This window comes from Tardiphaga sp. GW822-FHT04G09 (assembly GCF_058800725.1).
This window is the reverse complement of sequence record NZ_JBXAMO010000003.1, coordinates 337,364-350,924: the sequence shown is the minus strand read 5'-3', so window position 1 is coordinate 350,924 and position 13,561 is coordinate 337,364. Positions and strand designations below refer to the sequence as shown.

Below are 13,561 nucleotides of genomic sequence, written 5' to 3'. Positions count from 1 at the left end.
CGTTATCCCAATCCTGATCTACCCGATGGCACGGGCGTCGGCGGCGAGATGTTTCAGATTGGCGTGCCAGTGCTCGGCAATCTGCAGACGCGTCGGCACCCAGACGCGCTTGTGGCTCGCGATGTAATCGAGGAATCGCATCAGCGAGGCCGCACGGCCGGGGCGGCCGACGACGCGGCAATGCAGACCCACCGTCATCATCTTCGGCGAGGTCGCGCCTTCCGCATACAACACATCGAACGAATCCTTCAGGTAGGTGAAGAACTCGTCGCCGCCGCCAAAGCCCTGCGGATTGACGAAACGCATGTCATTGGCGTCGAGCGTATAGGGAATGATGAGCTGCGGTTCGCTGGGTCCCTTGATCCAGTAGGGCAGATCGTCGGCATAGCTATCGCACAGATATTTGAAGCCACCGGCTTCCATCAGCAGGCGGTTGGTGTTGATGGAACTGCGACCGGTGTACCAGCCGGTCGGGCGCGAACCTGTCGCCTCGGTATGCACGCGGATCGCCTCACTGATCTCGAAGCGCTCCTCGGGCTCCGACATGTCCTTGTGCTCGATCCACTTCAGACTATGGCTGGCGATATCCCATTTGGCTTCCTGCATCGCCGCGACGATTTCGGGATTGCGCTGCAGCGCCGTGGCAACGCCGAACACCGTGGTCGGCATATTGCGCTCGGTGAACATCCGCCACAGCCGCCAGAAGCCGGCGCGCGAACCGTATTCGAACATGGATTCGATATTGGCGTGACGCTGGCCCGGCCAGGGCTGCGCGCCGAGCACGTCCGAGAGAAACGCTTCGGAGGCGCGATCGCCATGCAGGATGTTGTTCTCGCCGCCCTCTTCGAAATTGACCACGAATTGCACCGCCACGCGGGCGCCGTCCGGCCATTTCGGATCGGGCGGCGTGCGGCCGTAGCCGCGGAGATCGCGGGGATAGTCGCTCCCGGCCATCAGACCATCTCGAAACGGACGGGTTGCGCACCCTTCCAGAGCACGGTCTTGCCCATCTCTTTCAGGTTTTCGAGGTTCGAGGTCAGCGTGATGAAGTGGTTGCCGGCGAGCTGGCCCATCTTGCTGGCGAAATGCACACCGCTATAGGCGAGCAGGATTTCGGTTTCACTGATGCCGCCGGGATAGAGGATGATATGGCCCGGCGCCGGGAAGCTCGTGTGGTTCTCATAGGGCACGCCGAAATCGAGATCCCCGAGCGGCATCCACACGCCCTCGCCGCTCCAGCGCACGTGGATCGCCTGGCTGACGAACGGCATGGCCTTCTTGAAGGCGGCGACGGTCTTCGGGGCGTCCTTCTCCTCGAACTTCGCGTCGAAGGTGAAGTCGCCGACATGGACTTTGAGCTGGCTCATCCGGTGGGTCTCGTAAATTGGGGGACTGACAGTGATCCATCCAGATTGCAGCAGGGGGCGAAAGAAGCAAGCCGCAGTTTTTGGCGGATTGCCCGTAGCCTGGCTTCCTGCATAGCTCGTCATTTCCCGGTACGCCAATTGGTGCGCCTGAGCGCAGGACGGACCGCGAAGCGGACCGGACTGACCCGAAACGCCGATCCACACTCGTCATTCCGGGGCAGGCCGGGCCGCGCAGCGGACCGGAATGAGCCCGGAATGCCGGTGTGTTTTGCGCTGAACATGCTGGGATGCCCCGGCACACCAATTGGTGTGCCGGGGCATGACGCGTGTGGGGCGGCAAGACAGCACCCAAACATTTTTTCCTATATCTATTGACAACATCCCCATCTTGATTATTTTCCGCTTCGTCCTGCCCCATCGAGAGGGGCGATCGCGATCGTCACGATTGCGGGGCGGGATGCGGTGGACGCCGGAGATGCGGCGTCACGGGATATGTGGGGTACGGCTGTCTGCGGGCAGGCCGCATCGTCTGTGGTCAGGATACCACTGGGACAGGCGGGACGGGCTGGTTGCGGATGGAACGAGCCCGCGGATCACGCGACGGACGACCAGATTCGAAACGCGTCCGGCCCAAGAGCTTGTGCTCCCCCGGCCCTGTCGCGCAGGGCCCAACAAGGGTGACCTTGATCGGTCGCTTGGGCAAGCATTCAGCAAGTCGACAAAACACCGCAGGCGGAACGTCGGGCAATCGCCCGTGCTTTCCGAAAGTCCTGATGCATACCTTGCGGAAGACCGCATCAGCATCAGGCCCAGGGGTGCATCGGGCACCCGGCGTTCCGCACGCCCTCTCGCAAGGGGGCGGGAAGGAATGCGCAAAACTCGGACGCGCAAGCGCCGCGAGAACGTGGAAGCCTGGCTGTTTGAAATTTGGACCCAGCCGTATGAACTACCGCTCGTCGCTCAACGGCGGCCGGAACGTCAACGGGCTTTCCTGCGCGCGCTGCCTGGCGCGATCGACGGCCTCTGCAAAATCCTGCGCATCGAACCAGGGCTCATCGCGCATCAAGGCATCCAGATCCTCGTTCCAGATCTGCGACACCTCGATATCGAACTTCATGTTGTGTTTTTTACTGACGGCCTGAATCCCGTAACCGGTAACGGCCCATTGTTTGCCGAGCCAAAACACATCCCGATGCAGCACCACGTTCACGCCCATTCTCGTCCGGTATCGTACAGAGACGAAAAGAACCCCGCCCGATGAGGGTGAGGTTCTCAGAACCGGTCTAGTCCATCAAATTTTAGCGACATCGTCCAGCGTTGAGAACAACGCCGATCTAGATGCGACCGTTCTCGTTCGACGGCTGTGGATGCTGCGCCTTCTGCGCCCGCTCGGCATCGGCCTTGTTGGCCTCGTGGCGTCCGATCACGCAACCCGCAACGACGCCGACCTTGCCATGTCCTGCATAGTGGCCCGCGATTCCGCCAATGATCGCACCTTTGATACAGCCTTTCGCCTCGGCCGCAACCGATGAAAACGCGAGACTCGCAACCGCAGTGCAAAGCAGCAATTTCTTCATGACGATCTCCGCGTGATTGACGTCTTACAAGTCGCCACGACGCATTTCGTTCCGTGCGTTGAAATATCACCGACTCACACTCGCATCCGATTCGTGCCATAGATGGCGCAAATCGCGTCCAGGGATGAAACCACCATGCCAGCACCCAAACCGCCTGCTTTCGAAACGCTGAGTCTGCATGCCGGCCAGCATCCGGACGCAATCACTGGCGCACGCGCCGTGCCGATCTACCAGACCACATCCTATGTGTTTCAGGATTCGGACCACGCCGCTGCACTGTTCAATCTCGAACGTGCCGGCCACATCTATACGCGCATCTCAAATCCGACGACGGCGGTGCTGGAAGAGCGCCTCGCCGCGCTTGAAAACGGTGTTGGTGCGGTGTGCACTGCATCAGGCATGGCGGCGCTGCATCTGGCGATCGCAACGCTGCTCGGCGCCGGCGATCACATTGTGGCATCGTCCTCGCTCTATGGTGGCACCATCAATCTTCTGGCACATACGCTGCCGCGCTTCGGCATTACCACGACATTCGTCAAACCGCGCGATCTCGCTGCGTTCAAGGCCGCGATCAAGCCGAACACAAAACTGGTGATCGGCGAGACCATCGGCAATCCCGGTCTCGAAGTGCTGGATATTCCCGCCGTCGCCGACATCGCCCATGCCGCAAAAATTCCGCTGCTGATCGACAATACTTTCGCGACGCCGTTCCTGTCGCGGCCGATCGAGCTTGGCGCCGACATCGTGATGAATTCCGCCACCAAATGGATCGGCGGCCACGGCATTGCCATCGGCGGCGTCATCGTCGACGGCGGCCGTTTCGACTGGCACGCCTCCGGCAAATTCCCCGTTCTGACCGAACCCTATGCCGGCTATCACGGCATCGTCTTCGACGAGCAGTTCGGCAATGCCGCCTTCATCATGCGTGCCCGCACCGAAGGCCTGCGCGATTTTGGCGCGTGTCTCTCGCCGACCAATGCGTTCCAGCTGCTGCAAGGCGTCGAGACGCTCGGCATTCGCATGGAGCGCCATATGGCCAATACACATGCGGTGCTGGCAGCCCTCACGGCAAACAAGGCGGTCGACTGGGTGCTGCATCCGTCGCTGGAGAATCATCCGGACTACCAGCTGGCGAAACGCCTGCTGCCGCGCGGCGCCGGCTCTATCGTTTCCTTCGGCATCAAGGGCGGCCGCAATGCCGGCCGCAAGTTCATCGAGGCGCTGAAGCTGACCAGCCATCTCGCCAATGTCGGCGACGCCAAGACGCTGGTCATTCATCCCGGAAGCACCACGCATCAGCAGATGGACGCCGAGCAGCTCAAGGCCGCCGGCATCGGCGAGGAATTGATCCGCCTCTCCGTCGGCATCGAAGCCGCCGATGACATCATCGACGATCTCGCGCAGGCGCTGCGCATCTCGCAGAAGGGCTGAGCGATGCAACTCACCGTCAACGGTCACGAGACCTATGTCGCCAATGGCGGCCGCACGTTCGATCCATCCCTGCCCGTGGTCGTCATGATCCACGGCGCCGGCTTCGATCACTCGACCTGGGCGCTGCATACGCGCTGGTTCGCGCATCACGGTTTCGCGGTGCTCGCGCCCGATCTGCCAGGCCATGGCCGCTCGAAAGGTGAAGCGCTCACCACCATCGGCGATCTCGCCGACTGGACTGCCGCACTGATCGATGCGTCCGCCGCAAAGACGGCACGGCTGATCGGCCATTCCATGGGCTCGCTGATTGCATTGGAGACCGCGGCGCGGCATCCGGGCAAGATCACACGCCTCGATCTGATGGGCACCGCGGGCACGATGACCGTCGGCCCGGATCTGTTGAAGGACGCCGAAGCCAATCAGCATTCCGCCATCGACATGGTGTCGATCTGGGGGCTCGGCTTTCGCGCCGAACTCGGCGGAAGCCTCGCGCCGGGGTTGTGGATGCATAGCGGCGCGCAGCGCGTGCTTGAGGCGACGAAGCCCGGCGTATTGTTCGCAGACCTCAACGCCTGCAATACATACCAGAATGCCCTGAGTGCTGCGGGCCAGCTCGATATCCCCGTCACGCTCATCCTCGGCGAGCGTGACATGATGACTCCCGCCAAGGCCGGCAAGACCCTGGCCGCCGCATTGAAAAACGCCCGCACGGTGATTCTGCCCGGCACCGGCCACATGATGATGGTCGAGCGCCCCGACGACGTGCTCGCCGCGCTACAGCACGAGCAATAGAGTCCGCCACGCGGCGATGGCTGTTGCACCGCGCGGCGTGCTGTGCTTCCTGTCTGTCGTTATCGGTGCCTCCGCGAGGAGGTGAAACGGGAATGCGGTGCGGGGAGTTATCCCCTATGCCGCGGCTGCCCCCGCAACTGTAAGCGGCCATTCCGGGTCCACAAAGCCACTGAGCTTGCCTCGCAAGCTCGGGAAGGCGGACCGGGAGACCACCGCGAGCCAGGAGACCGGCCGGTAACGAGTTTCACGCTCGTTCGACGGTGGGTCGACGGAAGGGGTTAAATGGCTATCCGGAATTTGGCTGCAGGCACTGCAGCCGTTATTGTTCTGTCTTGCTCTCACAGTGCTGTGCATGCGCAGTCCAGTGCCGAGCAACTCTCCGAAATCGTGGTGACGGCGGACAGAGCCCCCGAACAACTCAATCGCACCGGCAGTTCGATCGGCGTCGTCTCAGGCGAAACCATCGCGACCAGCAATCCCGGTTCGCTGGTCGATGCGCTGCGCACCGTGCCAGGTCTCGACATCAGCGAAAACGGCGGTCCCGGCGGCACCGCGAATGTGCGCCTGCGCGGCGGCAATACTGGGCAGACGCTGGTGATGATCGACGGCATTCGCGTCAACGATCCCACGGCTGCATCAGGCGATTTCGAATTCGCCATGTTCACGCCCTCCGCCATCGAGCGCATTGAAGTCCTGAAGGGACCGCAGAGCGCACTCTATGGCTCCGACGCAATGGGCGGCGTAGTCAACATCATCACCAAGAAGGGCTCCGGTCCTGCACAGGTCAATGTGCGCACGGAAGCCGGCAGCTACGGCACTGTCGTCACCCAGGGGTCGCTGACCGGCTCCAACGGTCCGTGGTCCTATGCCTTCACCGGCGGCGGCCAGCACAGCAACGGCTTCTCGCGTTACGGTTATCGTATCCCTGCCATTGAGGCGAAGTTTCCGAATCTCGAAAACGACAGTTTCGATCGCGTCGGTGGCTCGGCGCGCATCGGCTACGATGCCGGCGAAGGCATTCGGCTGGAGTCCGGCATCGTCCATTCGTTCACGCGCTCAGCCTATGATGCCGCGACAGGAGCGTTTCCGGATACGCCATCGGCGGCAACGCGTCTGCTGCAAACCGTGTATGGCCGCGTCGGTATCGATTCGTTCGGCGGCATTCTCACCCATAACGTCACGGTGTCGAACACCCATACCGAACGCTCCTTCGACGACGTCAGCTACAAGACCAACATGCTGCCACAAAATACCACGTCGAAGATCTCCGACTACGTCGGCAACAGTCTCGGCGCCGAATATCAGGCAACCCTGAAGCTCGGCGCATTCGGCTCCCTGGTCTACGGCGCCAAAACGCAGACCGAGACTGCACAGACCTACAGCACGAACATCTCGCCCATCGCTGGCCCGCTGACGCCGCTCCTGTCAAAGCGACAGGACACCAATTCGGTCTTCGCGCTATGGTCGGTGCCAATCGGCGAGCGGCTCAACGTCACGCTCGGCGGCCGGGTCGATGATGTGGTCGATGTCGCCCGCTTCGAAACGTGGCGTGCGACCGCGGCATATAATATCGTGGAGACCGGTACCAGATTTCGCGCCAGCGCTGGCACCGGCGCGAAAGCTCCGACGCTGTTCCAGCTTTACGACGTGAGCTATGGTAGCAGAAACCTGACACCGGAAACCAATTTCGGCTATGACGCCGGCATCGACCAGAGCCTCTTCAACGGCCGCGTCATGCTGTCGGTGACGGGCTTCTCCACTGATTACAGCAACCTGATCAACTTCGTCACCGACGCCTCCCGCCCGCTCGGCTATTACGTCAATGTCGCGCGCGCTGAAACCAGTGGTCTCGAAGTCGGCGGCAATGTCGATGTCATTCCGGGCTGGATGAAATTCAACGTGGCCTACACCTACCTGCACGCCCAGGATCTCGGCACCGACACAGTGCTGGCGCGGCGGCCGAAGAACCTCGCCCGCTTCGCACTCACGATCACGCCCACCGACAAGTGGATGATCGAGCCGCGCGTCACGACGGTGTCGAAGCGCTTCAGCAGCGCTAATCAGGTCGGTCAGGTCGATGCCTATACCCGCGTCGACCTCTATACCGAGTACAAGATCGATGCGAACTGGAAGGTCTTTGCCCGCGGCGAGAACATCCTGAATGAGCACTATCAGGAAGTGCTGAACTTCGGCACCACAGGACCTGCGGCCTACGCAGGCTTCAACGCCACATGGTGAGCATAGCGCCAGCAGCACGCCGCCGGACGGTCGCGACCATCGCGCTGGTCGGTCTCGTGACACTGCTGGCATTGGGCTCGCTTGGCACAGGGCCGGTGAAGCTTTCGCCGCTGACGGTGCTCGATGCATTGTTCGGCGGCGGCAGCGACGTGCAGCAGATCATCGTGCGCGAAATCCGCCTGCCCCGCGCGATCCTTGCGCTGGCCATCGGCGCGATCCTCGGCCTGTCCGGTGCCGCGCTGCAGGGCCTGCTGCGCAATCCCCTCGCCTCGCCGTCGCTGTTCGGCGCGCCGCAGTCGGCGGCCTTCGGCGCCGTGCTGATGATCTCGCTCGGTTTGGCTGATGTGCGCTCATGGGCGCTACCTGTTGCCGGCATTACGATGGCATTCCTCTCGGTCTTCATGCTGCTCGGCATCGCCGGCCGCAATGCGGGCCTGTTGCTGCTGATCCTTGCGGGCCTTGCGATCTCCAGTCTCGCAGGGGCCGCGACGGCGCTGGTGATGAACCTGTCGCCTAATCCCTTCGCGGCGCTTGAGATTGCTTTCTGGCTGCTCGGCTCGCTGGAAGACCGCAGCTTCCGTCATGTCACGCTGGCGCTTCCATTCATTGCAGCTGGCGTCATCATCCTGATGAGCCAGCGCTCGGCCTTCCGTGCACTGAGCCTCGGCGAAGAGACCGCACAGAGCCTCGGCGTCAATGTCAGCCGCCTTCGGCTGTTGGTGATCCTCGGCGTCGCGCTCGGCGTTGGCGGTGCGGTCGCGGTTACTGGCACGATCGGTTTCATCGGCCTCATCGCACCGCATCTGATGCGTCCGATTATCGGTCACGATCCCGCACGACTGTTGATCCCGAGCGCGCTGACCGGCTCTGTGCTGCTGCTCGCGGCAGATATCGCTGTGCGCCTCATTCCTTCCACCAGCGACATCAAGGTCGGCGTGCTGACCTCGATCATCGGTGTGCCGTTTTTCCTCTATCTCATCATGCGCGAGCGTCGCGCTCTGGGCGGAGGCGTCGCATGACCGATCAGGCGCTGCTGACCGCGAGCAATCTGAGCGTCACACTGTCAGGCCGCCCCGTGCTGCACGACGTCGCGCTCTCGTTGAGTCCCCGACATCTTGTCGCTCTGGTCGGCCCGAATGGCGCCGGCAAGACGACGCTGCTGCGCGCGCTGGCGGGCCTGCAACTCTCGACGGGCGCAATTCATGTGGCGGGCGATGCGCTGGCGTCCCTGCCACTGCGTGAGCGCGCAAAACGCTTCGGCTATCTGCCGCAAGGCCATGTCGTGCATTGGCCCCTCGACGTGAAGGATGTCGTCGCCCTCGGCCGCTATCCGCATGGTTCGACCGATCCGGCGCGACTGACATCATCAGACAAGGCTGCAGTCGAGCGCGCGATGCGGGCCACCGACATCGTCGCCTTTGCCGATCGCCGCGTCACCGAACTCTCCGGCGGCGAACGCAGCCGCGTCGCATTGGCCCGTGTCCTCGCCGTCGAGGCACCAATCGTGCTGGCGGATGAGCCGACCGCGTCGCTCGATCCGCGCTACCAGATCGACGTCATGAAGAATCTGCGCGATGTCGCCGACAGCGGCGTACTGGTGATCGTGGTCACACACGACCTCGGCCTCGCGGCACGCTTTGCCGATACGGTGCTGGTGATGTCCAACGGACGCCTCGCAGCGCAGGGCTCGCCGCAACAGGCGCTTTCCGATGACATCATCGCCAATGTGTTCCGTATCAGCGCCTATCGCGCCGAACACCGGAACGAAACGATCATCCTGCCCTGGGCGGGCGTCTGAGCGATGTGGCGGCTATTTCGCCAGTGCAGCAGCAAGCCGGCTCAGAGTAGCCGTATCGGGTGGCAGACCGAACCGCAGCAACTCCTGGCTCCAGTCGAAGCGACGGCACCAGATCTGCTGACGCGCCAAGGCGGCGTGCCGCTGCAAGGCGTCGGCATGGCACGCCAGCCTGTACAGCGGTGTGCCGCCGACAATCTCGAACCCGGCATCGGTCAACACATTGTCCAGCTTGATGCTCTGTACGACCAGCCCGACACGGGTTTGCGTGGCCCAACGCTCGTCGCGCAACGCAGCGGCGCCGATGACCTGTGCGGGACCGGAACAGGCCCACGGACCAACGGCGGTCGCGATACGCTGTGCGATCAGCGGCGCGGCGAGCGCGAAACCGAGACGCAGGCCCGCGAGACCGTAGAATTTTCCGAAGGAGCGCAGGATCACCACCGGCAACGTCGCACACAGGCCGACAGCGCTGATCGCAGGGTCGACATCAGCGAAAGCCTCGTCAATCACAAGCCAGCCACCGCGTCGTCGCAGGATTGCAGCAACATCGGCGAGTTCGTCGCGCGTCGCGATCCGCCCATCGGGGTTGTTGGGATTGACGATGACCACATGCTTGGCGTGATCCGGCAGCGCGTTGAGGCTGCCGATCACGCCGACCTCATGTCCGCCAGCACGCCATGCCGCGACATGTTCATTATAGGTCGGGCCGACGATGGCAACGGCGCCGGGCGCAGCGAGATGCGGCAGCCACTGGATCAGGGCCTGCGTACCGGCAGCGGCAACGGCATCGACGCCATCAGGCACATGATAGGCATTACGCGCAGCGGACAGCAAAGCCCGTTCATCCGCATGCGACGGCAGACGTTCCCAAAGATGGCTCGGCAGATTGGCGGGAATGGGCCACGGCCATGGGTTGATCCCGGTCGAGAGATCGAGCCATTGTTCCGGCGCGCCGCCGAATTCGGCTATCGCCTGCGTGAGATCGCCACCATGTTTCATGCCTGTGTCATGCCATCATATCGGGCGAAGCGCGAGAGGCTTTGGCCGCTCGTGGCCACGACACTCGCGCTGCTCGCAGGCACTTCGCTCCAGGCCCGCGCCGCCGAGCAGCCGCGCATCGCATCGATCAATCTGTGCACCGATCAACTGCTCGTCACCCTTGCCGATCCCGCGCAGGTCCTGGGCCTCAGCCCCTATGCGCGCGATCCGTTCCGCTCCTGGGACAAGGACAAAGCGAAGGCGTTCCGGCTGCTGTCCGGTGAGGCCGAGGACGTGCTGGCGCTGAAGCCGGATGTCGTTGTCGCCGGCCGATTCACCAAGCGCGCAACCCGCGAACTGCTGAAGGACAAGGGACTGAAGGTCGCCGAATTCGATCCCGCCCGCTCGCTCGACGACGTCAAGAAACAGCTCCGCCAGATGGGCGCACTGGTCAGGCATCCGGAGCGGGCCGAAGTCGAAATCGCGAAACTCGATAGTGCCATCGCGCAGGCCCATGCCGCCGCACGGCGCAAGCCGCTGCGCGTGCTGGCCGTGTCGCGCCGCGGCTGGGTGTCCGGCGGCGAAAATCTGACCACCTCGCTGCTCTCGGCCGTGGGCCTGCGCAATGCCGGCGGCGAACTCGGCTTTAAGGCTGGCGGCTTTGCCTCGCTGGAAGCGATCGTCACACTGAGACCCGATCTCTTGCTGGTCACCGACAATACTGATTTCGCCGAAGACGAAGGCCGCGCCTTCCTGCTGCATCCCGCGCTGGAGAAATTCTACCCGGCGTCGAAGCGACTGGTGCTCCCCGAGCGGCTTACGGCCTGCGGCGGTCCGACCATGGTGGAAGCCCTCGACCGGTTGACCACCGAAATCAACCGCGTGGCCCCCTGATGCTCGCGCATGGCGACGCGCTTGTGCTGGTGGTCGCGGCGCTGCTGCTCGATGGGTTGATCGGCGATCCCGACTGGCTATGGCGGCGATTACCGCATCCGGTCGTGTGGATCGGCAACGGCATCGGCTGGCTTGAACGCCGGCTCAATCGCGAAAGCTGGTCGGGGCGGCAGCGCCGACTGGCAGGCGTCGTCACGGTCATCGTGCTGGTGAGTTGCGCAATATTCGCCGGCGGCCTGCTCGCCGATCTCCTCAACGACAACTGGATCGGCTTCGCGATCGAGGCCTTGATCGCCTCATTGCTGATCGCCCAGCGCAGCCTGTATCAGCATGTCGCCCGCGTGCATCTCGCCTTCACCGACGGCGGCTTGCTGGCGGCGCGGCAGGCCGTCGCGATGATCGTGGGCCGCGATCCGGAGCGGCTTGACGAAGCCGGCGTCGCACGCGCGGCCATCGAATCCACCGCCGAGAATTTCTCCGACGGCATCGTCGCGCCGGTATTCTGGCTGGCTTTGCTGGGACTGCCCGGCCTGATCGCCTATAAAGCCATCAACACGGCCGACTCCATGATCGGTCATCGCAGCGCGCGCTATCAGGATTTCGGCTGGGCCGCAGCGCGGCTCGACGATCTCGTCAACCTGATCCCGGCACGGCTTTCGGGAATATTGGTCGCACTCGCTGCGCCGGTCGCAGGCGGATCGATCATCTCGTCATTGAAGATCATGATGCGCGACGCCGGAAAGCATCGCTCGCCCAATGCCGGCTGGCCGGAAAGCGCCATGGCCGGAGCGCTCGGAATCGCGATCGCTGGACCGCGCGTCTATGCCGAGGGCGCGGTCAACGATCCCTATCTCAATGCGGAAGGCCGAACCGCCGCGCCTGACGACATCAGCCGGGCGCTTCGCGTGTTCGGCGCAGCCTGCGTCCTGCAGGCGGCGATCTATGCGGCGCTGGCGCTGCTGCTCTGACGGCTGCGGGCAATCTCGATCAGTCGATCGATATCGAGATGTTTTTCGCAATGATCGGCCAGCGCATCGAGCGCGACTTCGATCTGCGCATCATAGGCCAGAGACGAGGCAATGCCGAGATTGGCCAGCCATGCCTTGCGGAAGGCATCGCCGGTGAACAGGCCATGGACATAAGTGCCCTGCACGCGTCCATCGACCGACGCAGCACCATCGGGGCGTCCATCGATCATCACCAGCGGCCGCGCGCAGTCGTCCCCTTCGCTGCGGCCGAGATGGATCTCGTAACCTTCGATCGCCGCCCCCGTCGCGCAATGCGTACCAGTGATCAGCGTGGTGGACTTGTCGGCGCTCATGAGCGTTTCGATATCAAGGAGCCCGAGCCCGTCGACCGTGCCCGGCGATCCGTCGACCCCATCGGGATCGGCGATCGTTCGCCCGAGCATCTGATAGCCTCCGCACAAACCGAGCACATGCCCCCCGCGACGGATATGCGCCTTGATATCGATGTCCCAACCCTGCGCACGCAGGAAAGCGAGATCGCCGATGGTCGATTTGCTGCCCGGCAGGATGACGACGTCGGCATTACCGGGAATGGCCTCGCCCGGCCGCACGAAGACCAGCTTCACGCCGGGCTCCATGCCCAGCGGATCGAGATCGTCGAAATTGGCAATCCGCGCCAGCACCGGCACCGCGATGATGCGCGTCGATGAAGAGTCATGGGTGCGATCGAGATCGACAGCATCCTCGGCGGGCAGGAACGCCGCCTGCGGCAGCCAGGGCAACACACCGATGGATGGCCACCCCGTCAGCCGCGTGATCGCCGTGAGGCCATTGTCGAACAGGCCGGGATCGCCGCGAAACTTGTTGACGATGAAGCCGCGGATGCGCGCGCGTTCCTCGGGTTCAAGCACCAGATGCGTGCCGGCGAGGCTCGCAATGACGCCGCCACGATCGATATCGCCGGCGATCACAACGGGAATATTGGCGGCTGCGGCAAAGCCCATATTGGCGATGTCCCCGGCGCGCAGATTGATTTCCGCCGGGCTGCCGGCGCCTTCGACGAGAACGATGTCGGCCTGATCGGCGAGCAGCGAGAAACTCTCCAGCACCGCCGGCAACAGCGCCGCCTTCTTCTCCAGATAGTTCCTCGCGCGCAGCGTGCCCCGGCGCTTGCCCTGCACGATCACCTGCGCGCCGGTGTCGGTCTCGGGCTTCAGCAGCACCGGGTTCATGTGTACGGACGGAGAAAGCTTCGCAGCCCGCGCCTGCACCGCCTGCGCGCGGCCGATCTCGCCGCCATCGACGGCGACGGCCGCATTGTTCGACATGTTTTGCGGCTTGAACGGTGCCACCTTCAAGCCACGCCGCACCAGCGCCCGCGCCAGCCCAGCGACGATCGTCGATTTTCCGGCATTGGAGCCGGTGGCCTGGATCATCAGCGCTGGCGTGGTGAGGTTCATATGTTTTCTTTCATGAGCATGATCTTTTCCGAGAACCGCTGCCCACTTTTCGGGATCA

13 protein-coding genes and 1 riboswitch are annotated in these 13,561 nt (G+C 63.3%); of the genes, 7 read left to right on the top strand and 6 right to left on the bottom strand.

Going from position 1 to position 13,561, the window contains the following annotated elements:
- Positions 1–18 precede the first annotated feature (18 nt).
- The 4 genes from puuE to AC1RLZ_RS08335 form a co-directional block, all read right to left on the bottom strand.
- The gene (puuE, locus tag AC1RLZ_RS08350; protein WP_493188269.1) at positions 19–954 is read right to left on the bottom strand and encodes an allantoinase PuuE; all 936 of its coding nucleotides are present in this window, start codon (positions 952–954) and stop codon (positions 19–21) included.
- On the bottom strand, positions 954–1,367 hold the full coding sequence (locus AC1RLZ_RS08345) for a DUF3830 family protein (protein ID WP_068735441.1): 414 nt from the start codon (positions 1,365–1,367) through the stop codon (positions 954–956). The genes puuE and AC1RLZ_RS08345 overlap by 1 nt, the downstream gene beginning before the upstream one ends.
- Before the next feature lie 946 nt (positions 1,368–2,313).
- Positions 2,314–2,577: a hypothetical protein gene (locus AC1RLZ_RS08340; protein WP_493188268.1), complete on the bottom strand. Its 264-nt coding sequence runs from the start codon at positions 2,575–2,577 to the stop codon at positions 2,314–2,316.
- Positions 2,578–2,701: 124 nt separating this feature from the next.
- Entirely contained in the window at positions 2,702–2,944 is a 243-nt protein-coding gene (locus tag AC1RLZ_RS08335) for a hypothetical protein (protein WP_493188267.1), read from the bottom strand.
- Between the two features lie 135 nt (positions 2,945–3,079).
- On the opposite strand from AC1RLZ_RS08335, the gene AC1RLZ_RS08330 reads away from it, so the two are divergent.
- The 5 genes from AC1RLZ_RS08330 (at position 3,080) to AC1RLZ_RS08310 (ending at position 9,203) form a co-directional block, all read left to right on the top strand.
- Positions 3,080–4,375 (top strand): O-acetylhomoserine aminocarboxypropyltransferase, encoded by a 1,296-nt coding sequence (locus AC1RLZ_RS08330; protein ID WP_493188266.1) that lies wholly within the window; start codon positions 3,080–3,082, stop codon positions 4,373–4,375.
- 3 nt (positions 4,376–4,378) lie between these two features.
- Positions 4,379–5,167: an alpha/beta fold hydrolase gene (locus AC1RLZ_RS08325; RefSeq protein WP_493188265.1), complete on the top strand. Its 789-nt coding sequence runs from the start codon at positions 4,379–4,381 to the stop codon at positions 5,165–5,167.
- Between the two features lie 46 nt (positions 5,168–5,213).
- Positions 5,214–5,417, top strand: a riboswitch (cobalamin riboswitch).
- A 32-nt stretch (positions 5,418–5,449) separates the two neighbouring features.
- Positions 5,450–7,405, top strand: a complete 1,956-nt coding sequence (locus AC1RLZ_RS08320) for a TonB-dependent receptor plug domain-containing protein (RefSeq protein ID WP_493188264.1) — start codon at positions 5,450–5,452, stop codon at positions 7,403–7,405.
- Entirely contained in the window at positions 7,399–8,424 is a 1,026-nt protein-coding gene (locus tag AC1RLZ_RS08315) for a FecCD family ABC transporter permease (RefSeq protein ID WP_493188263.1), read from the top strand. Before AC1RLZ_RS08320 ends, AC1RLZ_RS08315 begins: the two co-directional genes overlap by 7 nt.
- The gene (locus AC1RLZ_RS08310) at positions 8,421–9,203 is read left to right on the top strand and encodes an ABC transporter ATP-binding protein (protein WP_493188262.1); all 783 of its coding nucleotides are present in this window, start codon (positions 8,421–8,423) and stop codon (positions 9,201–9,203) included. The genes AC1RLZ_RS08315 and AC1RLZ_RS08310 overlap by 4 nt, the downstream gene beginning before the upstream one ends.
- A 12-nt stretch (positions 9,204–9,215) precedes the next feature.
- Here AC1RLZ_RS08310 and cobD read toward each other — a convergent pair whose 3' ends face one another.
- Positions 9,216–10,202, bottom strand: coding sequence for a threonine-phosphate decarboxylase CobD (cobD, locus tag AC1RLZ_RS08305; protein WP_493188261.1), 987 nt, complete (start codon positions 10,200–10,202; stop codon positions 9,216–9,218).
- A gap of 51 nt (positions 10,203–10,253) precedes the next feature.
- Here cobD and AC1RLZ_RS08300 point away from each other — a divergent pair, with 51 nt between their 5' ends.
- Positions 10,254–11,075 (top strand): ABC transporter substrate-binding protein, encoded by an 822-nt coding sequence (locus tag AC1RLZ_RS08300; protein ID WP_493188260.1) that lies wholly within the window; start codon positions 10,254–10,256, stop codon positions 11,073–11,075.
- Complete coding sequence (gene cbiB / locus AC1RLZ_RS08295; protein WP_493188259.1) at positions 11,075–12,043, top strand: adenosylcobinamide-phosphate synthase CbiB; 969 nt, start codon at positions 11,075–11,077, stop codon at positions 12,041–12,043. The genes AC1RLZ_RS08300 and cbiB overlap by 1 nt, the downstream gene beginning before the upstream one ends.
- On the opposite strand, the gene AC1RLZ_RS08290 is transcribed toward cbiB, so the two are convergent.
- On the bottom strand, positions 12,016–13,503 hold the full coding sequence (locus tag AC1RLZ_RS08290) for a cobyric acid synthase (RefSeq protein ID WP_493188258.1): 1,488 nt from the start codon (positions 13,501–13,503) through the stop codon (positions 12,016–12,018). The genes cbiB and AC1RLZ_RS08290 overlap by 28 nt on opposite strands.
- Positions 13,504–13,561 lie beyond the last annotated feature (58 nt).

What these genes read in the sequence shown, in the direction of transcription:
- puuE (WP_493188269.1), bottom strand. Translation starts at nt 954, where the DNA reads ATGGCCGGGAGCGACTATCCCCGCGATCTCCGCGGCTACGGCCGCACG.
- AC1RLZ_RS08345 (WP_068735441.1), bottom strand. Translation starts at nt 1,367, where the DNA reads ATGAGCCAGCTCAAAGTCCATGTCGGCGACTTCACCTTCGACGCGAAG.
- AC1RLZ_RS08335 (WP_493188267.1), bottom strand. Translation starts at nt 2,944, where the DNA reads ATGAAGAAATTGCTGCTTTGCACTGCGGTTGCGAGTCTCGCGTTTTCA.
- AC1RLZ_RS08330 (WP_493188266.1), top strand. Translation starts at nt 3,080, where the DNA reads ATGCCAGCACCCAAACCGCCTGCTTTCGAAACGCTGAGTCTGCATGCC.
- AC1RLZ_RS08325 (WP_493188265.1), top strand. Translation starts at nt 4,379, where the DNA reads ATGCAACTCACCGTCAACGGTCACGAGACCTATGTCGCCAATGGCGGC.
- AC1RLZ_RS08320 (WP_493188264.1), top strand. Translation starts at nt 5,450, where the DNA reads ATGGCTATCCGGAATTTGGCTGCAGGCACTGCAGCCGTTATTGTTCTG.
- AC1RLZ_RS08315 (WP_493188263.1), top strand. Translation starts at nt 7,399, where the DNA reads ATGGTGAGCATAGCGCCAGCAGCACGCCGCCGGACGGTCGCGACCATC.
- AC1RLZ_RS08310 (WP_493188262.1), top strand. Translation starts at nt 8,421, where the DNA reads ATGACCGATCAGGCGCTGCTGACCGCGAGCAATCTGAGCGTCACACTG.
- cobD (WP_493188261.1), bottom strand. Translation starts at nt 10,202, where the DNA reads ATGAAACATGGTGGCGATCTCACGCAGGCGATAGCCGAATTCGGCGGC.
- cbiB (WP_493188259.1), top strand. Translation starts at nt 11,075, where the DNA reads ATGCTCGCGCATGGCGACGCGCTTGTGCTGGTGGTCGCGGCGCTGCTG.
- AC1RLZ_RS08290 (WP_493188258.1), bottom strand. Translation starts at nt 13,503, where the DNA reads ATGAACCTCACCACGCCAGCGCTGATGATCCAGGCCACCGGCTCCAAT.